We start from the raw sequence: 24184 nt of genomic DNA, 5'->3' as shown, positions 1-24184 counted from the left end.
GCAAAAAATGCTGACACATTTTTTTCAATATGAATTTTTACAAAATACATTATATACTGGGCTATTAATTGGACTAATTGCCCCACTACTTGGTTCCTTCGTTGTCGTAAGACGGCTATCATTAATTGCTGATGGTCTTTCTCACGTTGCCTTGGCTGGAATTGCTTTCGGACTATTTTTAGAAAAACGATACGGTGTTCTTTTTTTAACTCCTTTTTACTCGGGAACATTATTTTCTGTGTTTGGAGCTATTTTCATTGAAAGGTTGCGCAGTATTTATCACGCTTATCAGGAGATTGCTATTCCGATTATTTTATCAGCAGGTGTAGGTTTAAGCGTTATTTTCATCTCATTAGCTGATGGCTTTAACAATGATCTATATAATTATTTATTCGGTTCTGTCTCAGCGGTAAGTAGAAATGATTTATATGGTATTATTATTATAGCCACTATTGTAATTGTTATTTTAAGTATTTTTTATAAGGAGCTGTTTATGTTATCCTTTGATGAAGAGCACGCAAAGGTATCAGGCATACATGCTAAACGTATTCACTTCTTATTTATTGTTCTAACCGCACTGGTTATTTCTGCGTCAATTCGTATTGTTGGCGTTTTACTTGTATCTGCATTAATGACCTTACCTGTTGCGGCGAGTATTCGGATAGCTCGTGGCTTCAAGCAGACCATTCTTTTTTCAATTATGTTTGGTGAACTAGCGATTATCATCGGCTTGATTTCTGGCTATTACTTAGAGATACCACCTGGTGGAACAATTGTGATGGTTTTGATTACGAGCCTATTACTCACTATTACGCTTAAAAGGGTTTGGCTTAACATGAAGAGAAAGCGGGCGATATAATGAAGATTGAAGAAGCATTAGCCCTTCTGAAAGAAGCTGGCTATAAATATACCGATAAAAGAGAAATGATCTTGACCTTCTTTGCTAACGAGGATCGCTACCGAACTGCTAAGGATTTACTAGCATACCTTGAGCCTCATTTCGAAGGAATTAGCTTTGATACAATTTACCGCAATCTACATTTATTTAACCAACTTGGCATCTTAGAATCAACAGAATTAAATGGCGAAAAGAACTATCAAATGAGTTGCGCTAAGCACCATCATCATCATTTTATCTGTAAAGATTGTGGGCTAACTAAAGAGATACACGCTTGCCCAATGGATCGATTACCGACTGAGCTAAACAATTTTGTTATTGATGATCATAAATTCGAAATTTATGGCTTATGTCCACATTGTCAGCAATAAAAGAGTGAAGGCTAAGAAATAACCTTTCTTAGCCTTCACTCTTCTTTATTTAACAATCATAACTGGACAGTTTGCACGTTTAGCAACCTTGTGACTTACACTTCCTAGCACCATTTCTTGTAAGCCGTTTAAACCTCTACTTCCGATAACACAAATATCAACATTATGTTCATTCGCATATTCAATAATTGTCGGACCTGGATCACCATGTAAAATCTTAATTTCATAAGTAATAGCTGCTTGTTCCAATTTACGTTCACAAATCGCTAGCTTCTCCTTACGACTTTTATCAATATCCTCAGCATTCCAGTGCTGTGTTGCATCGAGGCGAGAAGTTGATCCATCAACAACATATAATACCGTTACTTTTGCACTTGAATTCCCCTCAGCCAAAGCTACTGCTTTCTCACAAGCCCGAATAGCATATTCAGAACCGTCTGAAGCAAGTAAAATTTGATTAAACATGTGACCACCCCTAACAATTTTTAAGAGATTATTACATCTATCTCTTACCTTTTTTAACTTAACTTAAACCTTTTTACGCTTACTTATTAATTAAAAAGTCGGCTATTACATATAAAACGAGTTCATTTGATTGAAATACTTGATTATACATCGATAACGGGACAGGCTTGGGTCCAACAGATGGAGCGATTTCTATTGTAAAACCCGGCTTTTTAAAGGTCATTAGAAACCAATCAATAAACCCGCCACCACTCGGATTCTCACCGGGATCAATTAACTGATAGCCAGTCACTTGAGCGAGCTCATTTGCTAGCGGCTGAAATTGCTGATAGACTGATTGCTCTAATAGATAACGCCAAAAAATTTCTTCACCAGACGAATGATAGGCTAACGCACAATCCATCTTATGTGTGCTGACAAAATCGTGTAAAGCTTGTGCTTCTGGCTCTGATAAGGGGTTTTCTCCTTTATAATGACTTTCACTAGGATAACCAGGATCATTTTGAATTATTTCCCAACCTTCAGGATATTGCCGATTTAAATCGACACCGCTAGCATTTGCCTTCCAACGCTCGAAATCAGTTGATTCTCGATTCCACGTTAATAGGTTTTTCTGATTAACTAACCCAACACTTCCTTGTTGTACAAGCTTGACACCATCTGGATTAACCATTGGAACAAACCAAAAAGTTATTGCACGTAACCAATCCTCCCTAATTGTTAACCAAGCCCAGGTCTGATCAAACAACAAATGATAAATAAAATCAACAATTAAGTTTGTCGTTAGCCATTCTCTAGCGTGATGTGCTCCTGTAATACATACCCGTTTTTCACCTGATCCAATTTTAAACGCATAAATAGGTCTTCCTTCAACTGAGTAACCGATAATCCTAAGCTCACAAAGATGATTCATATGATCTGAAAGGATTGTTAGATCCTGCTCCAGTTGCTCAAAGTGATACACTTGCTTTGGATTAAATGATTGATACATAAGAAAAACACCCCCTATTAAGACTATGATCACACAGAGGGTATTTATGTTACTGCTCTGCTAAAGCACGCTTAGCTAGGAGTTGCACGACCATGTCATCCATTGGTGGATTGTGTAATCCTGCTCTGACATCACGGTAATATTGTTCAAAACGGTAGTCCTTAGAAAGTCCACGGCCACCAACAATTCTCATTGCTAAATCAACAACCTCAGTCGCAATATTAGTCGCAATTGTTTTAGTTGCAGCTAGTTCGGCACTTAATAGCTTTCGTTGTTCCGGTCCAGACTGATCCCATTGCTCAGCAACACCATACATAAACCGGCGTGCCAGCATAAGCTTCAAGTCCATTTCCCCAATTTTTTGTTGAATGTGTGCGACCTCTGCTATTGGTGTATTTAAGCTATTCGGTTTAAAATTCTTAGCAAAGTTAATTGCATCATTGCGTGCTGCAATTGCAATGCCAAGATAGCATGCGGGAATATGTAATAGCCATCCTTTTGCCTTGTTGGGATTTGCTTGCTTATTCTGCTCCACGAGCAGCGCTTGGTCAACTTTAACCTGATCAAAGATAAGATCATCACTGCCCGTACCCCGCATGCTCATCGTGTCCCATGTTTTCTCAATTGATATTCCAGGAAGCTTGGCACTAATTAAAAACGAACCAACCTGATCTAAATCGTCAATATATGCTGAAACAATGTAATAGTCTAAAACAGCGGCCATCGTTGAAAAGGTCTTTCTTCCAGAAATTAGATAGTGATTACCTTGACGAGTTGCTATCGTTTCAGGAATCCCACCACGGGTCGGGCTACCCGTTGCGCGTTCTGATGCAATCCGATTTACTAAAACTTGCTCCGCCACAATTTCCTTTGCAAACGGATTAAAAACAGCTTGATCCCAAAGCTGCTCTTCCGCTAATTCCTTTACAATACCTAGGTGCCAACCAACTGAGAGTGCAGTAGCACCATCGCCAACCGCTAATCGCTCTTGAATAAGTAAAAATTCATAAAGTGATAACCCTTCCCCACCTAACTTTGTTGGTAAGGTCAAAGAAAAGTAGTTTTCTCGTTTTAAATCAGCTATGGTCCCTTCTGGTAACTGTGCATTCTCCTCAGCCTCTGCTACACGTTTAGCTACTCCTTCAGCTAAACGAGCTACTTTTTTAATAAGCTGTTGTTGTCGTTCATTCTGGATAAAAGCATCAAAAATAGCCATTTAAATCCTCCTCTAACTTTACTATCCTTATTCTAACCAAAATAACCTCTAGAAGCAAAATCCTTGGTTAGCAATTGCACCACCATTATTTAGCTTTACCCCTTACAAGAAAAGAGGCCGGAATAAAAGATTTACTTCTCAATTTTCGCACACTGAAAATAGTCATTAAGCCTTGATCGTGTTTAGTCGAGTCCGTATGCAATACCCATGCAGACTTTCTTTGGATAATACGCGACTACAGAAAGCGAAACATATCTCCACTAAGAGTTAATGACAATAGAAAGTGATTATTCACTAAAATAACTACTGGTCATGTCAGTACGTAGACTTAATTCTTCGTCCAACCCTCAGCGAGGATAGCTGCACCTTAATATGTTAATGCGAAAGCTGAGTTAACTAGATAAAAATATCCAAACATAATGTCTGAAAGCATATAGTGCTTCGGTAAAAAACCTCGCTTAGACAAAATGTTCGGATACTTAATTTTTATATTTAGTTATGTCCTAACTATACCTTTTCTCCTAATATTACCTAATTGGTTAATTCAAGTTTTAACTCTGTTTGCATCTCACGAATCTGTTCAATTGATTGAGTCAAGCGCTCCGCAGAGGAATCCGCCTCAGCAATTCCTGCTGCTGATTCCTCGGATACACTTGCAATATTAGTAATTGAATCATTGACTACTTTGGTATTGTCTAAAACTTCATACAAAGAATTTGCTACCGATGTAATTTCAGTACTCATACCATTAATAATTGTATTCAGTTTTTTAATCGTCTCACCAGTTGTCTGAATTTGGCTTGATCCTTCACCCACCGCCTGATAGCCTTCTTCTAGTACGCCGACCGCTGCTGCGGATTCACGCTGAATCCCTGTAGTGGTCTCTGTAATATCACTAACAGATAGACTTACTTGTTCAGCTAATTTGCGGACTTCGTCTGCAACAACAGCAAAACCTTTGCCGTGCTCACCAGCTCTAGCTGCTTCAATTGCTGCATTAAGCGCAAGAAGATTTGTCTGCTCGGCAACCTCCTGAATAACCGTAACAAGCTTAGTAATTTTCAGTGTCATATCATCCAAGCCCTTAACCTTGTCCAAAGATTGTTTAATGGTTTGATCAATAATCTTCATTTGATCAACAGACTTATCCATTAATTCTCGACCTTCTTTGGTAATCGTTAGCATATTGTTTGATTCAGTTTTAATATTTTCACCATTTAGCGCAATAGTCATAATTGTACTGGTAAAGCTCTGCATTGTCTCTGTCAGTGTTGCTGCTGATTGGGCTTGCTCATCAGCTCCAGTAGATATTTCCTGCATCGTTACAGATATGTTTGCACTGTCCTCTGCCAAACCAATGACACTTTCGCTTACCTCTGTAGCCTGCTGAATCATTCTTTCTTTTAATTGAACAATATTTTCCTGCTGATCGCTCATCTGTTCAGCAATATTAGTTACTAATACTTGAATACTGTGTAAATCGTTTTTTCCTAAAATAAGATCGTCGTTATTTGAAATCTCTACTAACTTATTTTTAATATCTACTAATGTTCTTCTTTGACCTCTCCGATAAAATAGTCCAATAGTTAGACTTATAATGACAGCAGCTAGGGTAATGGTAATGATGTCAAACCCTATTTCATCTAGAGCATTGGCAGTGATTATAAAGTACCCAAATGCCCCCATATGTAGTAAGCTTACGGTTAGTGTTACTAAAACTGGATGTAATTTCAATGCAATGCAACTCCTCTCAATTGATGGCTACATGTTATCATGTAATCCATATAGCCTATCTATATTGTATATCAGCTTATTTGGAATGTATATGAATAAAAAAACAAAACGCAAAAGATATTAATATCTTCTGCGTAATCGTATGTAAGCGCTGCTTAGAAAATCTTTTCAATTGCCTGCTTGATTCGATCCTGATCAAATGGCTTAACAATAAAGTCCTTTGCACCAGCTTGGATAGCCTCTAGCACCATTTGCTGTTGACCCATTGCAGAACACATAACAATGGTTGCATTTGGATCATGTTTTTTTATTTCTTTGACGGCCTCTACTCCATTTAGCTCAGGCATAGTAATATCCATCGTTACTAAATCAGGTTTAACTTCGTTGTACATATCAATTGCAACTTGCCCATTTTCAGCTTCCCCAACTACCTCATGGCCAAGAGATTGAAAAATATTTTTTAATTGCATACGCATAAATGCTGCATCATCGGTTACTAGAATACGTGCCATATCTATAGGTTCTCCTTTTTAGTCATTCTCTTCAACTGCTTGCTTTACCTCATTTAGTTCTTCGTAATTTAGTACATAGGCTAAATCAATTAGCAACAACAAGCGATCTTCTAATTTAGCCACCCCACTTAAGAAGTTTGCATTTACACCTTTAATTGTTGTTGGTGCGTCCTCAATAATTGACGTATTAATATCAATTACATCTGATGCAGCATCAACAATAAAGCCCACTGATAGATCATCGACAAGGGCAACAAGCATACGGGATTGGTCAGTTTTTTCCGATGAAGGTAAGCGCATTCTAGTCTTCAGGTCGATAACTGGAATGACATCACCACGTAATTTGGTGATTCCTTCTATAAAAGCCGATACTTGAGGTAAAGATACCATCTCTTGTATCCTTTCAATTGATACAATTTGCTGAATACTTGCACCATACTCTTGTCCATTAAGTTGAAATACAATATACTTCTCAGTAGCCATTTCTACACTCCTTTACCTATAAAAATCAATCATATGGAAAAGTTAATTAAAAATCCGCTTAATTTAAAGAATACCCGCTTTACTCCTATAAATCAATAAGGAGTTAAGTCATTTTACTGATTTAACAAGAGATGAAGCGTCAATTTTTGTTGAGTAGCATAAGTTATTTCCACTAATAAAGCACGTTTGAACCCTAACAGACTGGCATCCCCCTTTAGTAGCGTTGGATGGGTTATATCGGTATTAATATCAACACTAGATAAATAGGTTGATAAACTTCCAGCGATCATATTTCCTAGCTCTCCAGCAAATGAGTCAAGCATCTCATCCGATAAAGGCATCCCGAACATTGCTTCGCCAATTTCTTTAAAAAAGCTGGCATTAGCCTGAAGCACCAATTCACCTTTAATCTCTCCTGTAAAGCCGATCATTACCCCAAACTCAACTGCGAGTGGTGGTTCTACCAGGCTAGGACTGCCAAACGTCGGATCAATTGGAACAATTTTTTTCACACTAACAATTGTTCCGTTGTATATTGCCTTAATAATTTCATTAATACTTTTTTCTTGCACAGTCAAGCTGAAACCCTCCCAAATGCCCATTTCATATTAAATAGGTCTTTTTTATCTGAACTTTTTACACCTACTGTTTTTTTCGGTTAGAAAACTAAAATGTAAAGTTTTTCGAACTAAAAAGTTAATTAAAACGTTATGCGTGTGCTTAGTAGCAACGAAAGTAGCTAGATAGGCGAATACCATTTCCTGATTTCCCCATCTTGATAATGGCGATAATTTATCTAAACTACTAATTAATTAATGCTCTGCTATATCTGCGTTTTTATGTAAATAATTTATAATTCTGTACTATATAGTGAGTTGAGAAAAAGCTGGTTAAAGGGAATGCTAACTCAACTTTTACACACTGAAAATAGTGATGAAGCCTTGAAACTGTTTGGGAGAGTCGGTATTTACTAACCATGTTGACTATCTTATCCATTTGGCGCGCTATGTCGTTCCGAAAAACAATGGCTTCGGACCTACAGGATGTAGGTCAATTAGACGTTGACCCAGGACAGGACGGGTTTAGTCTATCATCCCCACTCTTCCCGCAGGAGTCTCATCCATTGCTTATCCACATTTAGTTGGGTGTTTAACATAAATGAATCTGTCCAATCATGTAAAATTAGGAGTAGAAGCGAAAATAGCGCTTATTATCGGTCACTCAGCTAAGATATAGGGATGTTAACCTTCCTTAATTCAATTTATAATGCTTTTAAGGCATACTTCTTAAAAAATTATGTTAAAATAAAGCTAACTTCATTTAGCCATGCTTAGCGAAATGATGGCTAATGAAATGCAAATAATTCGTTTTGACAATGATTTGAAAGGGGTAATTTTTTATGGATGCTTATCAAGCTTATATGCGCGAAGTTTCTCAACCAATGAGAGATGAGCTTACTAACAACGGCTTTAAGGAGCTTACTACCGAGGAAGAAGTAGACCAGTTTATGGCGAATGCAAAGGGCTCTTCATTAGTGCTAGTCAATTCTGTTTGTGGCTGTGCTGGCGGTTTAGCACGTCCCGCAGTTATATATGCAACGAATGAAGGTGGCATAAAGCCTGATAATATGGTGACTGTTTTTGCCGGGCAAGATCGTGAGGCAACAGCGAAAATGCGTGAGTATTTTGGTGAAATCCCTCCATCTTCACCATCCGTAGCAATTTTAGAGGATAATAAAGTTAAACATTTTATTCCTCGTGAAGATATTGAAGGTGCTGATCCGGATACATTTATTCAACGGATTTTAAGTAGCTTTGAATAGATTAATACTTATTAAGAAGTGCCCAATACCAAAATGGTTTGGGCACTTTTTGCTTATAAACTAATATAAAAAGATTGATTGAAAAAGTATAAAAAGCTTTGCTTAACTTTAATTTTTAAAATTTGCTCAATTGCAGTCTGATAAAGATTAATTTGTGTTGTGTATTTTTCTTTTAAGCGTAATTTCTCATGATCATTAACTTTCGACGCTACCTGATCAGTTTTATAATCAATAATATACCAGCCCTCGTCTGTTTTAATAAGCAGATCAATAACACCTTGAACAAAGATTTGATCATCTTCTGCCGTTTGCCAGCTTGGATAAATTTGATTAGCTGGAAGCATTAAGCTAAACGGAACCTCTCGATCAATTCGAACTGCCTGTTTAACCAGAGTAACAAGCTTACTAGCAAAGAAATCTGCTATTAAAGCTAGATCAATTGCATCTGCTTGATCTGTTGAAAGAATTTCTCTGTTAACTAAGCTAGCCACAAAATTCTTAATTGTCTGTTGTGACCATTCTTGCTCCAGCGGAATGTGTTGCATTACAGTATGCATGGCTGTACCGATTTCCGCAGCTGTTAGGGCACGACTTGATTGCATGAAGCGTGGTCGCTCACTGATATGAGGAATAAGCTGTGCAATCATTTCATTACCACTGTTCTCATCAAGGTGTTCTTTTTGCCTTTTAATCTCGGTTACGCTCTGCTTTGCTCGATAGCTCGTTGCTTCTTGGTAGGGATAGTGATAGGATAGCCTCCCCTCAACGTGTTCATCCAATTTAGAATCGGAAAGTGGAACAGATTGCTCTCCAGTAATTATTGCTTGTAAATCAAGGCGCACTTCCTGCCCCGCTTCCTGTTTTAGATGATAATCACTAGCGTTATCAATAGTAACTTTCCATTGAGAAACATCATCGGCGATATCCGGTGTTAAAGAAGTAATTCCTTGTTTACCTCTTAGTACCGTTCCGTGACGGTGACGGATTAGACTTGTGCCTAACCAATCTAAATAACTACTTGCTTCAAGTCGAGCTGCCACTGGAATGATCCAATCGTTATGCTCAAGAAGCTCCTGCCACTTCTCTTGTTTCTTTTCAAAATTGTTAACTGTTCCAATCATGACTAGTTTCTCTTTCGCTCGTGTCATAGCGACATAGAGAACCCGCATCTCCTCAGCCCACAGCTCTCTCTGTAGCCTGTGCTTGATCGATTGAAACATAAGTGTAGGATACATAATTCGCTTAATTGGATCAATATAGCGACTTCCAAAGCCTAAATCCTTATGCAGTAAATAACGTTGACGTAAATCTTGTTGATTAAACACCTTACCCAAGGCGCCGAGGATAACAATGGGATATTCTAAACCTTTACTTTTATGAATTGTTGTAATTCTAACAACATCTTCACTTTCACCAAGGGCACGCGCAGCCCCTAAGTCCTCGCCGCGTTCCTCCATCCGTTCAATCATACGTAAAAATCGAAATAGACCACGGAATGATGTTTGCTCATAGCCTCTTGCTCGATCATACAATGCTCTTAAATTAGCCTGTCTCTGTCTACCACCTGGCATACCTGCGACAAAGTCATAGTACCCAGTTTCTCGATAAATTAGCCAAATTAAATCTGATAAGCTTCCTTGCCGCGCCTGCTCTCGCCACTTGTTAAGTTGTTTTAAGAACTGGTTAATTTTGTACTGTAAAGCTGAGTTAGAGCCAGAACTGTTATAGGTTAATAAAGCTTGATAATAACTATCTTTTTTATTAACAATTCTAATCTGTGCTAGCTCTTCCTCATTTAACCCAACGATAGGTGATTTCAGTACACTTGCCAACGGAATATCCTGTTTCGCATTATCAATTATTTTTAAAAGACTAAGCATAATCTGAATCTCTATTGCAGCTAAATATCCTGATGCTAGTTCAGCATAGACTGGAATACCTTGTTTTTTTAATTCCTCCATAATAACTGGTGTCCATGACATGGAGCGTAGTAAAATAACAATGTCTCGGTATTGCACCTGTCGCGATACACCTGTGTCTTTATCAAATATTTGTGTAGGGTTTGACGTGTCATGACCAATCCATTGCTTTATTTGCTTGGCATAAGCTCTGCCTTCAATTTCAGCTTTAGCAAGATCTGTCTCACCTTCGTGAGTAATAGATTCGGATGCTTCAGCATTAGGTGCCCCGTCAGCGCGATCAATAATAATTAATTCTGCCTCTGGGTCAGACTTATCTGCCTGGTCATAGGTTAAATTACCATAGATAAGGGCTGCATCGTGATCGTAGTTAATTTCACCTAGACGTTCATCCATTAATTGCTTAAATATAAAATTAGTTGCTGTTAAGACCTGTTCTCGGCTCCGAAAGTTCTTCGCCAAATCAATCCGTTTCCCTTGAATTTCTTGATTTGAGAATTTTTTATATTTATCAATAAATAAAGCTGGCTCGGCATGGCGGAAGCGATAAATACTTTGTTTAACATCGCCAACCATAAATAAATTCCCTGGTTTTTCCTTTGATATCAACTGAAGAATGGTTTCTTGCACCATATTCGTATCCTGATACTCGTCCACTAAAACTTCAGTATATTTTTCTCTCAGAGCTAAAGCAATTGTTGACGGTAGATATTCTTTATTATCACTTATTTGATTACTTAGAATTTGAATAGCAAAATGTTCAAGGTCAGTAAAATCAACGAGTCCTTTTTCCTTCTTTATTTTTTGATAGCTGGTGTGAAATTGATTAACTAATTCAGCTAATTGTTTAATTGGCTGATACAACTCCCGCATATCAGTTAAATGTGCATCCAATGAACGCATATAAAGTTGATCTTTTATCTCTGTTAACCGTTTTTTAACTCTATTACGGATTGTCTTTACCTGCTCTTTTTTCCCTTCGTCACAATCCACTTTTTTGCGGGAAAGGGCTTTAAAGTTCAACTCAAGAAATGCTTGCTGAGCCATGTCCCAACCTTTATTAAGCTCAGCTATCAAAGCTAATGCTAATGCTTGGTCCTGTTCTAAGGCTTCGACATAATGATAAGGTCCATCATATGCATTAGCAATAATTAACCCCCGCTCCACTTCTGCTATTGTTGCATGCAACTGCTCCTCTACATGCTGTTTAAGCAGAATCAGCCAAGGTATCTCCTGTTCCTGAATCGGTGCTGTCACATTATATTGCGCTACAATTTGCGCTAGCCATCGTGCCGGTGAAGCATTTTGCATTGAAAAATTGTATAGCTTTAATACAAGCGCCTCAACGTCTTGATCACTTCGGTCACTTGAGAAACGATCAATTACACTATAAAATGCTTCTTGGTCGTCTAGAGCCTGCCCGTACCATTCTTCAAAAAGAGTGTCTAAAACCTCTTGTCTAAGAAGATCAGCTTCAATATCATCTGCAATTCGAAAACCTGGATCAATGTCCAACAAGTAACTATTTCGTTTAATTAACTCTAAACAAAATGAATGCAAAGTAGAAATTGAAGCTTGTTGTAACAAGGTTATTTGCTTTTTTAAATGTTTGGATTCTGGCTTATCGTTTAGTGCTCGTTCAAGAGCCTGAGCTACCCTATTACGCATTTCCTGAGCTGCTGCATTGGTAAAAGTAACGACAAGTAACTGATCAATATTAATGGGCTGTTGATCGTCTAAAACCTTTTGAATTATCCGTTCAACTAGGACAGCCGTTTTCCCCGAACCAGCTGCCGCAGCAACTAATGTATCCTCACCGGCCGTATAAATAGCCTCTTCCTGCTGTGCTGTCCATTTCGGCATTTAGCTCTTCCCCCTATCTAGCAATTTACCTATTACCTGTTCGTCAGTTAATGGCTGAAGCTTACGGAACTGGTGGCCTGGCACACCTGGATCAAATTGGCAAACTGATTTAAATGTACAAAATTGACAAGCTGTCTGTTGCTCTTGCTTAAATGGATTTAACTTAATCTTACCACTAGTAATAGCGATTCCAGCTTGTTCAATAACCTGTCGTGCATACAGTTGTAATGTCGTAAATACCTCGGGACTGGCAACTTGTGAACCGCTTCTAAATGATCCATCTCGTTTAAAGCCAGCAGGAATAACTGGACTGATACCAGTCTCAAGCCCAGTATCCATTTTCTTAACCACTTGTTCGTTATTAATAAGCAATCCTTGCATTTTATATTTTTTTAAGAGCTTGTCTTCCAGTGTTTCTTGGCTAATTGCTTGCTGTTCACTTAAAATCGGATCATGGACATGAAAATAGAGAACGCCTGCTGGTGATGCTCTCATACCAAGCCATTGCTCTGATTGACTAATAATAACATCGAGATAAGTAAGCATCTGCAGGGCTAAACCATAATAAACATCTACTAAATTAAGACCTTTAGCACTAGATTTGTAATCAATAATTCTTAAATAAAGCTGGTCTGCTATTTTTGCTTGATCAACGCGATCAATTCTACCTCGTAGCAATAATTCGAAGCCGTTAGGAAGCTGCATTGTTACTGGATCGATTGGACTATTCGCTAGTCCGAATCCAACTTCTAGACCAACAGGAGAAAACTCGCTTTTTCTAGATTGTTCACTTAACATAAAGGTTGCCCGCGCAATAATCTGTTCGAGTTTCTTCTTCATATATTGGTAACGATTTGAGCTATGCAAAATTTGGTGTTGTAAAATAGGTGCTAATCGTAAAATTGCACGTTCAGCTAGTTCATAGGCATCTTGCTTAGAAAGATCTTTAAATGATCGCTGCTCCTCTCGAACCCATTCGGTAATTGTCTTTAACGCTTCATGAAACAATTGCCCAATATCTGGAGCATCTAACTTATATGTGCTTCGCTCCGCTAATTCGAGATCATGCTTAGCAAAATGTTGATAAGAGCAACGATGGTACATTTCCATTCTTGAGACACTTGTCTGGATTTTCTTATCATATAAATTAGTGACTGTCTGCTCTGACAACGAAACGGGGTCATTTCTGTAAAAGAGACTTTGTAATATAGGGATAATCTGCGCATCAGTATGTTTCTTTGTTATATACCAATTTAAAGCACTCCACCAAACAGGATCAATTGGATAAGAACGTTGGTACTTAGCTAATTGTGCAGTTAATGCAGAAAGCGTTTTCCCAGCAGTTGTAATAAACCGATCCGCTTCAATCAATTCTTCAGGATCCTGCAACATAACCGGATCGGCTAAGTTAGGAAAAAGATCCTGAAACCGTTTAATTAGGGTGGCTGGAACCATAGACCTCCCCTCAGTATCACTTAAAGGATAGCTAAGCCAAATCCGTTCTGATGCAAGTGTCACTGCCAAATAAATATAAAACCAATCATCAATAAGTTGCTGCGTTTCACTATCCGCTAACACTATACCTTGTTCGCTTAGTTGTTCTCGTTCCAATTCAGAAAGCACTGTGTCAACTTTGGGTTTTGTCGGCCAATTTCCTTCGTTAACACCTATAAGAAGGGCAACTTTCACTTGCGATATACGTGACCGGTCAATTGAACCCACCACAACATGATCAATGGTAGGTGGGACATGAGCGTAGGTTAATGTATCCAATCCCGCCTCTAACGTTTGTTGGAGAAGCTGATTAGATATTTGCTCAGCGCCAATAATTTCAACCATTTCGTCAAGCAACTGTCCGATAGCTTGCCATACTTGTTCCTGTTCTCGAGCACGTTCTACTTGACCATTCCGTTCAAACGTTTGCTGCATAAGCTCTAGCTGCTGATTAACCTGCATTTGCTCTAACCACCGATAAAGAACGACCGCCTTTTCTTTAACTGTTTTCACCTGCCTAAAAGCAGTGTCGACTTTATCAAGAGCAGTGATAATTTGCTTGCGGTAAGCATTAATCTGAGCTTGTTGCTCGCGCTCAGTGTCTGTTTGCAAATGATTCTCGAATCCTTTAAAGCGTTGCACAACCCAATCTTGCTCCCCTAACCATTGCTTTCTACCCCTGATGCCATATTCAATAACATAATTCTCTAACGTATCGACAGCATCCTGATCAAGTGGAAAGCGATCATCTGACGGGAGAATTAACCCTGTCTTTAATAGCCTAAACACGGCATCATAACGCCAGTCGGTTAAAATTATTTCTAATAATGACCTGACTAACTCAATTGCTGGATGATGAAGCATTGATTTTTTTTGATCAATAAACACAGGTATACCATAATCCGCAAAAATTGTTTCAATTAAATTTAAGTATAAGTCTTGATTGCGCATTAGAATGGCAATATCACGAAAACGATAGTGATCATCCCGAACATATGATAATATTTCCTGGGCAATTCCCTCAATTTCTGCTCGTGGATGAACAGCACAAGCAATCCGAATCGGTGGTTTCTCTCCATAAACAGGGGTTGGACGATGGTCGAAATAGTCGGCTAAATGTTTACGAAATGGCGCAATCCCTTCTTCTTCTAACCAGTCAATAGTGAGCGCTTGATTATTGTTCTCTGCCATTTCATTTAAATTTGCCAAAGTCGTCCTTGTTTGACTAAACAAATCAAAGCGATCAGCTTGATCGGTCACTTGCTTTTTATCAAGGGTTAACGTAAACGTTATTTGCGCTGCTTTCTTCATTAGCGCTGAAAGTACAGCTTGCTCCTGTGGGGTAAAGCGATGAAACCCATCAACATAAACAATTGCATCGGTAAGATAGTTTGATGTTGGAATCTGCTCCGCTAATAAAGCTAATTGGTCCTCTCCATCTATGTACTGGTTCGCCAAAACATCCGTTAATGCTTGATAGAGATAATGTAAATCTGCAAGCTTGCTCTCTAATTGCTTCTTATTCCCTAATTGCTCTGCATTTTCTAATTGTGCCGCCAACATCTCAGGTGTCACTTGATAGCGCTTAAACTCGGTAATCATCGCTTCTAATTGCTCAATAAAGCCTTTTTTTTCAACCGATTTTTGGAAGATCTCCCAATCTGTTTTCTTTTGCTCAATAATTCTTCTTAGCATCATTTGAATGCCTGTTGAGCTTATAAACGTTCTCGTCACACCACCTTGCTCCTGCATAATCCGAAAAGCAAGTCTCGAGAAGCTTAGTACTTGAGCCCGTATGCTGCCATTAATATTGTCGCCATGTAATAACTGATATTCTTGTTGAAATGTCATTTGCTCTGGTACTAAATATACAATGGGGTGTCCTAATGGTCGTTCCTTTAATTCTTGTCTAATTTCATTTATACATTGTTCACCTTTAGCAATCGTTGCAGGTGCTAATAACAGTCGAATACCCACCTTTATTCACCCTTTTTATAGTTCTTTAATTAATTTAACTAAAACGATCATTTGTTCTCATGTTATTATTCTAACATACAACGATTAAATACGTTACCTTTTCAAATCAAAAAAAAACATCCGTATTAATAGATGCTTAATTTAATAGCTTTTTAATTTATCAACTTTACCGCTAATTGACTCATTGACCAATAGTGCAAATCAACTTTGCCAACAACACTCTCCTGATTTATAAAGCCAAAATTACGACTATCCAAACTTCGTTCACGATTATCACCTAATACAAATAGTTTTCCCGCTGGTATATGGGATTCTCCAGTAATTTCCTCTAAATTAAAATCCATAAGAATGCTGTCAATTTGAATATAATTAATGTAACTTTCTTCAATCTTGTTACCGTTTAGGTATAAGTGACCTTCTTTCATTTCAACCTGGTCACCAGGAAGTCCGATAACACGCTTGACAAAGTAGCTTCCATCTTCATTTTTAAAGACAATAATATCAAAGTGGTCAATCGCTTGGTACGTATAAACCATCTCGTTAACCATAATCATATTGCCATCCTTCAAAGTTGGTTCCATTGAAATGCCATCCACTACGAAGCTTGAAAACACATAAGCCTTAATAAAAACAAACAACAAGAGAAAGGTCATGAATAATTTCATAACATGCCATTGATTATGATTGGTGTTTTGCTTAAACATGACTGTCCTCCTCTCAAAAAAAGCGTTATGTTTTCTCAATTGAGTTAGGGTGCTCTAACTCGCCATTTCGGTAAAGGTACTTTTCAATTCGTTTTCCCAGAAACCAGAATAACGAAATGCCGATTGCGATTAACGTGGTCCGAATAGGATTTTCAGCAAATGAGGCGATACTACTACCTACATATGCTACAGAAAAAATCATTACCGTTTTCCCCAATAATATTGCTAAGACAAATTGAAGGATACTCACGCCCGATAAGGCAGACACAAGGTTAATGACCGATGAAGGTGAAAAGGGAAAGCATAATAGTAAGAATAGCGGTCCAAATCCTTTTCTTTCTAACCATCCTGTAATACGTTGAACTTGTTTGTTCTTATGTATCCACCGTAAAACTGCGATATTTTTAAAGCGTCTTATTAACAAAAACACAGCAATAGACCCTAATGATTCGCCAATCCACGAGTATAGAAACCCCCGAAGAAGTCCATAAGCCGCAGCATTGGTCATGACAATAACAGTTAAAGGTAAAAATGGAAGGAATGATTCGATAAAGGGTAGTAAAAGACCTGGTAAAGGACCAAAACCTTCATAAATAAACAAAAAACGTTCTACAAGCACGTCGTACTGGTTTGTTTGAATTAATTCTCTTACTTGCTCCATTGACAATGTATCCTGTATAGCTTGACTCATAACCAACACATCCCTCACTACTGACAACTCACATGCTTGTTATGCATTATTCCACCGTTATGCTGTTCTATTCCCTAAATAACAGCAATTCTAACATGGAATATTATTTAAATTGTCTGAAATTATAATAATCCTTTTACAGCCCCTGATCGTAAACGCCTAGATGTTCCTCTTCCTAAAAAAATCCAAAAGACAAAAATGTCCGTTTTTTATGGCTAAATATTGAATTGTGAAATTGATTTAAATAAATAAAAAAAGTCATTTCGTTTGTAGTAAAGACGAAATGACTAATCATTATGTTACCTTATATTTTATTTTTAATCATATTTCGATAAATCCATTGCTTTTAAAATCATTTGTAAAACACCTTTTTGTTGATTGTGCTTTAGCTGTTCTGATAAGATAAAACGGTACTGGGCGGTTCGGTTGACTTGGTTGTGCATGATACCATAAGAGAAAGGTACAACACGTTGTTTACCATCTCTGAATGTTAACGTTGAGTTATTATAATCGGCTTTGGTGATTGATCTGATGTGTGTGTGGGAGAACCATGAGCAGTTAATGCGCGAAGGTGATTCTGTTGGAAAAAAGTAAATATTATGAGCAGAGCTAATGGCAATTGGGGCTTTGTTGCTAAAATCGCATAATAATTTGGCACCGTCAAATCTAGAAATGATTTCTTCACCATACATTTTACAAGCTTGGCTTATGAGCTTATTAGGTGGCTGACTGATAATCATCTCTTCTTCTACATTCTCTTCAATAATCTCCGAGTACCATTTCCCCTCAACATTTACGGCAGTGATACCCATTGTAGAATGAGAGAGTTGATATGTCGAAATAACGTTTGTTACCATTTTAACATCCTTTCTTTAAATAGAATTTTATAGAATATCCAAGTAAAAATATTCTATAAAGTTAATTAAACACAATCCCCAATATAATTACAATATAAAACAAAAAATGTTCATTAATTTGTCAAATTATTTAAAAATAAAATTTATTGGTATAATAAAAAGAAGGATAAATAAGCGAGGTGTCGATACTTAATGTGGACTTTCTTTAGGAAAAAGACAAAAGAGAATTATCCTGTCGTTGATATTCCTTTAGCCGACATAAAAAAAGCAATTGAAACATATGCACTTAGCCTCCCAGAAGAAACACCACTTAGCATTTTAATTAATGAAGACCTTTCATTAAAAAATAGTGAGTTGGCTCCAATTTTACAAGCTCTCCCTCTAAAAAAATTTTACATGTCACTTGAAACTTATGACGTTTTTGATGAAGAAGGGAAACATTTAGCTGAAGAATTAGATACGATCCAACGTGCAGTTGATCACTATTATAATTTAAATAATGAAATGCCAATTATTCATGGTGATCCTTATTTGAAAGTAAGCTTTCATAAATTAATAAAGCACGGATTATTAACTTATCGGCCGACTCATGCATTTTACATTGATCCAATTGACAAAATGATTACCCATAAGCGCCCTAAATAATTGTTTATTATAGTCTTATCTTTCGAACACTGAAAACAGGCATTAAGCCTTGAACGTGATTGCGAGCGTTAATATTCAATTCCATATTAACTTTTTTATCAATTTGGTGCGCTATGTCGTTCCGAAAAACAATGGCTTCGCTTTCCGAGGGGCTAGCTTCAAGCCTATATGGTGCAGGTCAGTTAGACGTTGTCACAAGTGTTTTGGTGGGGTGAGTAATCGCAAATCACTTCGGTGGGACGAGTAATCGCAGTCCCAGCCCCAGTCCCAGAAAGTGACGTGTTTAGTCTAACATCGCCCACTTTGTGAAGAAAGACACGCCCACGGAAAGCGGAACACATCTACCCTGTGGATTAATAACCATAACTTTATTAAAGAATAATCCTTCCTCCATCCTCCAGCCAGCTTAGCTGAACCTTGCTATGTTGATGAGAATGTTGAGTTACAGTAAAGTAAGTTCCTCAATTTTGTAAAGCCAACCATTACCATCAGTATCACAGTAACTGACTAAAGTGGACAAAAAAACGAACGATCAATTAAACGCATGATCGTTCGTTCATTACCTAGTTAGCCATGCTTATTACGTTGCTAAATTTTAGATGGTTAATAAATAAGATCAACTAATTCTTCTTTGGAGATCTTTCCGAGATAGTGGGGAACCTCAATATTAGCAAGAGCAGTATGTAATGCATCGCGCTGATAGCGAACACCAATTAAGCTTTGTTCAACGACTTCTACCTCTCCAACACCAAAGAAATCACCATAGATTTTACAATTAGTAATTAAACCTTTTGATACATCAAGCCGTACATCAACAAGACCCGCTGGAAATTTATGCGACTTTTGAATATCGAATTTGGGTGACTTACCATAATTCCAATCCCAATTTTGATATCTCTTCTGCGCGATTTCATGAATGTTGGCCCAATCCTGGTCAGTAAGCTGATATCGAGGGACTTGCTCTAGATTATCAACATGAAACAAATGCTTTAATAAATGTTTCTTAAATTCATCCATTGATAAGTCCTGTTCAAGAAATTCCTTAATGTTAGCTACCCGACTTCGAATCGACTTGATTCCTTTTGACTTAATTTTTTCTGAGCTAACATTCAATGATGCTACCACATGTTCAATTTCTGAATTAAACATCAACGTCCCATGACTAAACATCCTGCCTCGTTTGGTAAACTGAGCATTACCTGAGATCTTCCTGCCATTTGCTAATAAATCATTTCGCCCGCTCAGCTCTGCCGGAACACCTAGTGCTTGTAATGCTTCTACGACAGGATCTGTGAATTTAGCAAAGTTATGAAAGCTATTGCCATCGTCCTTAGTAATGAAACTAAAATTCAAATTACCCTCATCATGGTAAACAGCGCCACCGCCAGATAACCGGCGAACAACTTTAATCCCTTGCTCATCTACATACTTGGTATTAATCTCTTCAATTGTATTCTGATTTCGACCGACAATAATAGATGGACGATTAATGTAAAAAAGCAAGAAGCTGTCCTCTTCGCCAAAATTTTCTAAAATATACTCTTCAATAGCGATATTAATCGATGGATCTGTCACACCTTGGTTATCAATAAATTTCACAGAAACTCCCCCTGCTCATCAGTATTTACAACTATTTTAATAAAATGTCGAGCTGTTTTCAATTATGTTTTCCTAGATCCACTGGTAGCCTGAAGAAGCTAAAGTTATCTTCCCTTTGTAAACCTGTTTTGCTTCCTCAACAAGCTGAGCACGTTTACCAAAATGAGGATGATGACTAAGGATAAGTTCTTTTACCCCTGCTTTGTTAGCGATATACCCACATTGCTGACTATTCATATGACCTGCTGCCTGACCATCTTGGTGTTGATAGAAATTACAATCGGTAATCAGCAAGTCTGCCCCTTCGCTAAATGGTACAAAATCCTCTTGATAGCTTGAGTCTGCCGTGTAAACAATTATCTTTTCACCGTCAGTAATCCGCATCGCATAACAAGTAACTGGGTGATTGGTTTTCATAAACGTTAGTGTAAAAGGACCGATCTTAATTGGTGCTTGCGGGTCATAGGCTTTTCCTGTTGTAAAATTATGCGAAAGCTGCTTAAAGGCTAATTCATCCTCATGATGGCCATAGATTGGCAAAATCCTCTCTTGCTGACGCACACCATTCTGGACAAGCATCTGATATTGTAAGACCCCAACATCCGCAATGTGATCCTGATGATAGTGGGAGAGAATAACTGCATCTAATTCATACGGATCAAGGTAGTTTGGAAGCTGAGCAAGCGCTCCACTACCACAATCAACAAGCAGAGAGAAACCATCCTTTTCTAATAAATAGCTTGACGTTGCTTCACCTCGTTCAGGATAAGCACCCCAAAATCCGACAACTGTCAATTTCATTAACTCACCTTACCTTTCAAATATGCTAAACTAACGCCAGTTTAACATAACCGATTGTTTTTTAATAGATAAGTTAATTAATACCCAATTTGATCGTAATAATGCGTTTCAATTACTTCGTTAAGTTGGTCTGCTTCTCCCATTCACTTAAATACATGCGCTCAGTTATTCTTTTCGGGTTGTCTAGCTTACATATAAACTCAAGACTATTTCCGTCAGGATCGTTAAAATGGACCTTAGCTGTTGCGTAATGCTCATGTGGCAGAACAAATGGTTCTATTGGCTGAAACCCGAAAGCCTCCCTTGGCTGGTAGCCTTTTTGATTTAACCAATCTATTGATTTCTTTAAGCCCTGCAATGTTACTTGAAATGCAATATGTCTAATAGAAGGATGATAATCTAAATCTACTTGGTCTGTTTCCCATAAGCCTAACCAGCTCTTATCTTTTTCAATCCATAGAAATGCTAGTTTATTATCAACACAATGATCAAGTTCAAGTCCTAATCCTGAATAAAAAGCAATTGACGCTTCTAGCTTGCTAACTGGTAAGTGTGCTTCAAATAATCCTATTATCAACTTTTCAACCCCTTGTTTGTTTAATCATGAATTGACTGTGAAACAATGTTTGAACGTTCTCCATATTGATCGGTTAATCGATTATACGGAATAACGTAGTACCTTGATTGACTAAAAAATGTTGGTCTGTTCAACCGAAAACGACCAATCCCCTCGATTTGTCCAAGGAGAGCATCAGCCTCTCCATTTTCCCCGACCCGGTAAACATAATAAACAACTCGGTTGTCTATAGCTTGCGTCCATGTTAATTCTCCCTGAACAACAGGCCAACCACCAAAACGGTACGACACAGCTAAATCATCTATTATAGGAAGTTGAATCGGGTCTTCAAGCTCTGCCAAACCATCAGGTAAGGTAAATGCATCTGCTAAACCCTGCTGTTGATCAACGCGCGATAAAATCGCTTTTGTGAGCTCCGTTGGGGCTTGGCTTCCCTGTGTTAAATAATGATCACCATCAGCCTGATCATAACCAATCCATAATGCAGTGACGTATTCAGGAGTCACACCTGCAAACCAGGTATCCTTCGCATAGCCGGCTGCTTGGGGATGCTGTGTTGTACCGGTTTTACCTGCCAACGCTTTAGAAAAATCGCCTGCTCGTCCCGTCCCTTCAACTACTACATTTTCAAGCATTCGCAACATATACCAGGCTGCCTGCGGTGTGAAAACATCTTGGTGTTTCTGTGCTACTTCTGTAACAATGTTGCCATAACGATCCTCAATCTGAGCAATACTCTGTGACTCAATCCATTCACCACTATGAATAAAGGTTCGATAGCCCTCAGCAACCTGGATTGGTGAAAGCCCGTCTGTCAAGCCACCTAAGGCAATAGCAAGTCCTTGATCTGATAAATCAATTTGCATATTTTTTAGATAGCTCTTACCCGTGTCAATCCCTATTTGATCAAGGAGCCAGACAGCTGAGGTGTTCTTTGAAACGGTCACTGCATGTTGCATGGTAACTTCACCTTCATACTGTTGGTCAGCATTGCTGACTGAGTAACCATCAAAGTCACGTTCAGAATCGTCTACTAACATATAAGGTGAATAGTCTTCGGATAAAGCCGGGCCGTAAACTGCCAAAGGCTTTATGACCGATCCAGGTTGCTTCGCTGTTAGCGCTCTGTGTTGATCACCGATACTATAATTTCGTCCTCCAATGATAGCTCTCAACTGACCTGCTTCTTGTTCAAGGAGAACAAAGCTAGTTTCTACATTATCTGCTGACCCAGAAAAATAGGAATCGTTTTGAATTTCTTGATAAGCATATTCTTGGATAGTCGCATCCATATAAACGGTAAGCTTATACCCCCCACGTTGTAATTCACGCCGAGAAATTTGGTAACGCTCCTCAGCTTCCCTGATAACAACCTCTAGATAGTCATCAAGCCATGGATCTGTTATTTGCTGATCAGCTAAACGAACTGTCTGCCCCTGTAAGGATAGCAACTCGTCAGTCTCAATTTGACCGACACGATGCATTTGACTTAAGACAAGATTTCTTCGTGCTAACGCATTTTCTTGATTAAGGTATGGTGAATACAGGTTTGGCCCTTTAACCATCCCGGCCAACAATGCCCCCTCAGCAATTGATAAATCCTCAACTGATTTAGCAAAAAAATAGTCTGCGGCAGTACCAATTCCATAAATACCATGTGCAAAATAGACCTGGTTTAGATATAGCTCAAGAATCTCATTTTTAGAATAATGCCGTTCTAAATAAATTGACGCCATCACTTCTTGAGTTTTGCGCATCCACGACCGAGAATGGTCAAGAAATAGGTTTTTCGCCAACTGCTGAGTAATTGTACTGGCTCCTTCAACTTTACTGAATGCGATTAAATCGCGATAGACAGCCCGACCTACTGAACGAAAATCTACCCCAGCATGCTCGTAAAAGCGTTCATCTTCAACAGCAATAAATGCTTGACGCACATGTTCAGGTACCTGATTAATGGATACAAGACTACGATTTTCGGTATAAAGCTTGCCGGCTGGATCACCTGCAGTAGTGACAACTGTTGTTGTAGCAGGCAACACTAACTGTTGCTGATCAACAATTAGTCCACCACCGTATAAAATAAATAGAAATCCACTGATACTTAATAGTAAAATTGCACCTGAAACAAGCAACACCCACAGCAACCACGGCTGCTTAACCCCTGATAACCACTTTGTTAGTTTCATAAAAAAAATCACCTCTTAGTTAGATAGCTTAATAAACTATCAAACATACATTATACGACAAAAAAGGCTAAAGCTAAAGATATAGCCCTCTATCTCATGCACGACTAAGGGATGATTATGGTATGCTCTCAACTTTCACATTACCATAGTGAGATTCAGCTTAGCTGGCTGACTAATAATACGCGCTATTTGCGCTTCCACACCCGATATTGCACGATTGGACTCATTCCATTCATAATGAACACCCAATTAAGACGAGCTAAGCAGTGAGTGAGACTCCTGCGGGATTAGGATGAGCTAAAGATCCACTTTGGTGGCGTGTCTTTCTTCACAAAGTGGGCGATGTTAGACTAAACCCGTCACGTCCTAGGGCTGC

The 24184-nt window shown here is 38.3% G+C and carries 20 protein-coding genes; 4 read left to right on the top strand and 16 right to left on the bottom strand.

What is annotated here, in order from left to right; all coding sequences use genetic code 11:
• The first annotated feature begins 7 nt into the window (after positions 1-7).
• Both BM000_RS13495 and BM000_RS13490 read left to right on the top strand, forming a co-directional pair.
• Positions 8-859: a metal ABC transporter permease gene (locus BM000_RS13495; protein WP_091499457.1), complete on the top strand. Its 852-nt coding sequence runs from the start codon at positions 8-10 to the stop codon at positions 857-859.
• Positions 859-1269, top strand: coding sequence for a Fur family transcriptional regulator (locus BM000_RS13490; RefSeq protein WP_091499455.1), 411 nt, complete (start codon positions 859-861; stop codon positions 1267-1269). Before BM000_RS13495 ends, BM000_RS13490 begins: the two co-directional genes overlap by 1 nt.
• 45 nt (positions 1270-1314) lie before the next feature.
• Here the strand turns inward: BM000_RS13490 and BM000_RS13485 are convergent, their stop codons facing one another.
• From BM000_RS13485 to BM000_RS13455, 7 genes are all read right to left on the bottom strand, one after another.
• The gene (locus BM000_RS13485; protein ID WP_091499454.1) at positions 1315-1734 is read right to left on the bottom strand and encodes a universal stress protein; all 420 of its coding nucleotides are present in this window, start codon (positions 1732-1734) and stop codon (positions 1315-1317) included.
• Positions 1735-1813: 79 nt separating this feature from the next.
• Positions 1814-2725, bottom strand: a complete 912-nt coding sequence (locus tag BM000_RS13480) for a M14 family zinc carboxypeptidase (RefSeq protein ID WP_091499452.1) — start codon at positions 2723-2725, stop codon at positions 1814-1816.
• Positions 2726-2774: 49 nt separating this feature from the next.
• Positions 2775-3941 (bottom strand): acyl-CoA dehydrogenase family protein, encoded by a 1167-nt coding sequence (locus tag BM000_RS13475; RefSeq protein ID WP_091499451.1) that lies wholly within the window; start codon positions 3939-3941, stop codon positions 2775-2777.
• A 531-nt stretch (positions 3942-4472) separates the two neighbouring features.
• Positions 4473-5675, bottom strand: coding sequence for a methyl-accepting chemotaxis protein (locus BM000_RS13470; RefSeq protein ID WP_245751680.1), 1203 nt, complete (start codon positions 5673-5675; stop codon positions 4473-4475).
• 155 nt (positions 5676-5830) lie between these two features.
• On the bottom strand, positions 5831-6187 hold the full coding sequence (locus BM000_RS13465) for a response regulator (RefSeq protein WP_091499449.1): 357 nt from the start codon (positions 6185-6187) through the stop codon (positions 5831-5833).
• A gap of 18 nt (positions 6188-6205) precedes the next feature.
• The gene (locus tag BM000_RS13460) at positions 6206-6670 is read right to left on the bottom strand and encodes a chemotaxis protein CheW (protein WP_091499448.1); all 465 of its coding nucleotides are present in this window, start codon (positions 6668-6670) and stop codon (positions 6206-6208) included.
• A 113-nt stretch (positions 6671-6783) separates the two neighbouring features.
• Positions 6784-7242 (bottom strand): chemotaxis protein CheX, encoded by a 459-nt coding sequence (locus BM000_RS13455; protein ID WP_245751684.1) that lies wholly within the window; start codon positions 7240-7242, stop codon positions 6784-6786.
• 827 nt (positions 7243-8069) lie between these two features.
• Here BM000_RS13455 and BM000_RS13450 point away from each other — a divergent pair.
• Positions 8070-8492, top strand: coding sequence for a BrxA/BrxB family bacilliredoxin (locus BM000_RS13450; RefSeq protein ID WP_091499444.1), 423 nt, complete (start codon positions 8070-8072; stop codon positions 8490-8492).
• A 53-nt stretch (positions 8493-8545) separates the two neighbouring features.
• On the opposite strand, the gene addA is transcribed toward BM000_RS13450, so the two are convergent.
• From addA to BM000_RS13425, 5 genes are all read right to left on the bottom strand, one after another.
• Positions 8546-12274 carry a helicase-exonuclease AddAB subunit AddA gene (gene addA, locus BM000_RS13445; protein WP_091499443.1) on the bottom strand — a complete coding sequence of 1243 codons (3729 nt, stop codon included), beginning with the start codon at positions 12272-12274 and terminating at the stop codon, positions 8546-8548.
• The gene (addB, locus tag BM000_RS13440; protein ID WP_091499441.1) at positions 12275-15745 is read right to left on the bottom strand and encodes a helicase-exonuclease AddAB subunit AddB; all 3471 of its coding nucleotides are present in this window, start codon (positions 15743-15745) and stop codon (positions 12275-12277) included.
• A gap of 152 nt (positions 15746-15897) precedes the next feature.
• Positions 15898-16449 carry a signal peptidase I gene (lepB, locus tag BM000_RS13435; RefSeq protein ID WP_091499439.1) on the bottom strand — a complete coding sequence of 184 codons (552 nt, stop codon included), beginning with the start codon at positions 16447-16449 and terminating at the stop codon, positions 15898-15900.
• A gap of 25 nt (positions 16450-16474) precedes the next feature.
• Entirely contained in the window at positions 16475-17140 is a 666-nt protein-coding gene (locus BM000_RS13430; RefSeq protein ID WP_091499438.1) for a TVP38/TMEM64 family protein, read from the bottom strand.
• A 317-nt stretch (positions 17141-17457) separates the two neighbouring features.
• Entirely contained in the window at positions 17458-17997 is a 540-nt protein-coding gene (locus tag BM000_RS13425) for a competence protein ComK (protein WP_091499436.1), read from the bottom strand.
• A gap of 192 nt (positions 17998-18189) precedes the next feature.
• On the opposite strand from BM000_RS13425, the gene BM000_RS13420 reads away from it, so the two are divergent.
• Entirely contained in the window at positions 18190-18642 is a 453-nt protein-coding gene (locus BM000_RS13420) for a DUF3939 domain-containing protein (protein WP_091499435.1), read from the top strand.
• Positions 18643-19245: 603 nt separating this feature from the next.
• Here the strand turns inward: BM000_RS13420 and lplA are convergent.
• The 4 genes from lplA to BM000_RS13400 form a co-directional block, all read right to left on the bottom strand.
• Positions 19246-20241, bottom strand: a complete 996-nt coding sequence (gene lplA, locus BM000_RS13415) for a lipoate--protein ligase (protein ID WP_091499433.1) — start codon at positions 20239-20241, stop codon at positions 19246-19248.
• Positions 20242-20313: 72 nt separating this feature from the next.
• Complete coding sequence (locus tag BM000_RS13410) at positions 20314-21042, bottom strand: MBL fold metallo-hydrolase (RefSeq protein WP_091499432.1); 729 nt, start codon at positions 21040-21042, stop codon at positions 20314-20316.
• 112 nt (positions 21043-21154) lie between these two features.
• Positions 21155-21619, bottom strand: a complete 465-nt coding sequence (locus tag BM000_RS13405) for a VOC family protein (protein WP_091499430.1) — start codon at positions 21617-21619, stop codon at positions 21155-21157.
• Positions 21620-21639: 20 nt separating this feature from the next.
• Complete coding sequence (locus tag BM000_RS13400) at positions 21640-23808, bottom strand: transglycosylase domain-containing protein (RefSeq protein WP_091499429.1); 2169 nt, start codon at positions 23806-23808, stop codon at positions 21640-21642.
• Positions 23809-24184 lie beyond the last annotated feature (376 nt).

It is taken from the genome of Amphibacillus marinus, assembly GCF_900110345.1.
Classification (GTDB): Bacteria; Bacillota; Bacilli; order Bacillales; family Amphibacillaceae; genus Amphibacillus_D; species Amphibacillus_D marinus.
The sequence above is the reverse complement of the archived record's forward strand: the minus strand, read 5'-3'. Positions and strand labels throughout refer to the sequence as shown.

Excerpts from the sequence above, each read along its gene's own strand:
- BM000_RS13495 (WP_091499457.1), top strand. The coding sequence starts at position 8 with ATGCTGACACATTTTTTTCAATATGAATTTTTACAAAATACATTATAT.
- BM000_RS13490 (WP_091499455.1), top strand. The coding sequence starts at position 859 with ATGAAGATTGAAGAAGCATTAGCCCTTCTGAAAGAAGCTGGCTATAAA.
- BM000_RS13485 (WP_091499454.1), bottom strand. The coding sequence starts at position 1,734 with ATGTTTAATCAAATTTTACTTGCTTCAGACGGTTCTGAATATGCTATT.
- BM000_RS13480 (WP_091499452.1), bottom strand. The coding sequence starts at position 2,725 with ATGTATCAATCATTTAATCCAAAGCAAGTGTATCACTTTGAGCAACTG.
- BM000_RS13475 (WP_091499451.1), bottom strand. The coding sequence starts at position 3,941 with ATGGCTATTTTTGATGCTTTTATCCAGAATGAACGACAACAACAGCTT.
- BM000_RS13465 (WP_091499449.1), bottom strand. The coding sequence starts at position 6,187 with ATGGCACGTATTCTAGTAACCGATGATGCAGCATTTATGCGTATGCAA.
- BM000_RS13460 (WP_091499448.1), bottom strand. The coding sequence starts at position 6,670 with ATGGCTACTGAGAAGTATATTGTATTTCAACTTAATGGACAAGAGTAT.
- BM000_RS13450 (WP_091499444.1), top strand. The coding sequence starts at position 8,070 with ATGGATGCTTATCAAGCTTATATGCGCGAAGTTTCTCAACCAATGAGA.
- addA (WP_091499443.1), bottom strand. The coding sequence starts at position 12,274 with ATGCCGAAATGGACAGCACAGCAGGAAGAGGCTATTTATACGGCCGGT.
- lepB (WP_091499439.1), bottom strand. The coding sequence starts at position 16,449 with ATGTTTAAGCAAAACACCAATCATAATCAATGGCATGTTATGAAATTA.
- BM000_RS13430 (WP_091499438.1), bottom strand. The coding sequence starts at position 17,140 with ATGAGTCAAGCTATACAGGATACATTGTCAATGGAGCAAGTAAGAGAA.
- BM000_RS13425 (WP_091499436.1), bottom strand. The coding sequence starts at position 17,997 with ATGGTAACAAACGTTATTTCGACATATCAACTCTCTCATTCTACAATG.
- BM000_RS13420 (WP_091499435.1), top strand. The coding sequence starts at position 18,190 with ATGTGGACTTTCTTTAGGAAAAAGACAAAAGAGAATTATCCTGTCGTT.
- BM000_RS13410 (WP_091499432.1), bottom strand. The coding sequence starts at position 21,042 with ATGAAATTGACAGTTGTCGGATTTTGGGGTGCTTATCCTGAACGAGGT.
- BM000_RS13400 (WP_091499429.1), bottom strand. The coding sequence starts at position 23,808 with ATGAAACTAACAAAGTGGTTATCAGGGGTTAAGCAGCCGTGGTTGCTG.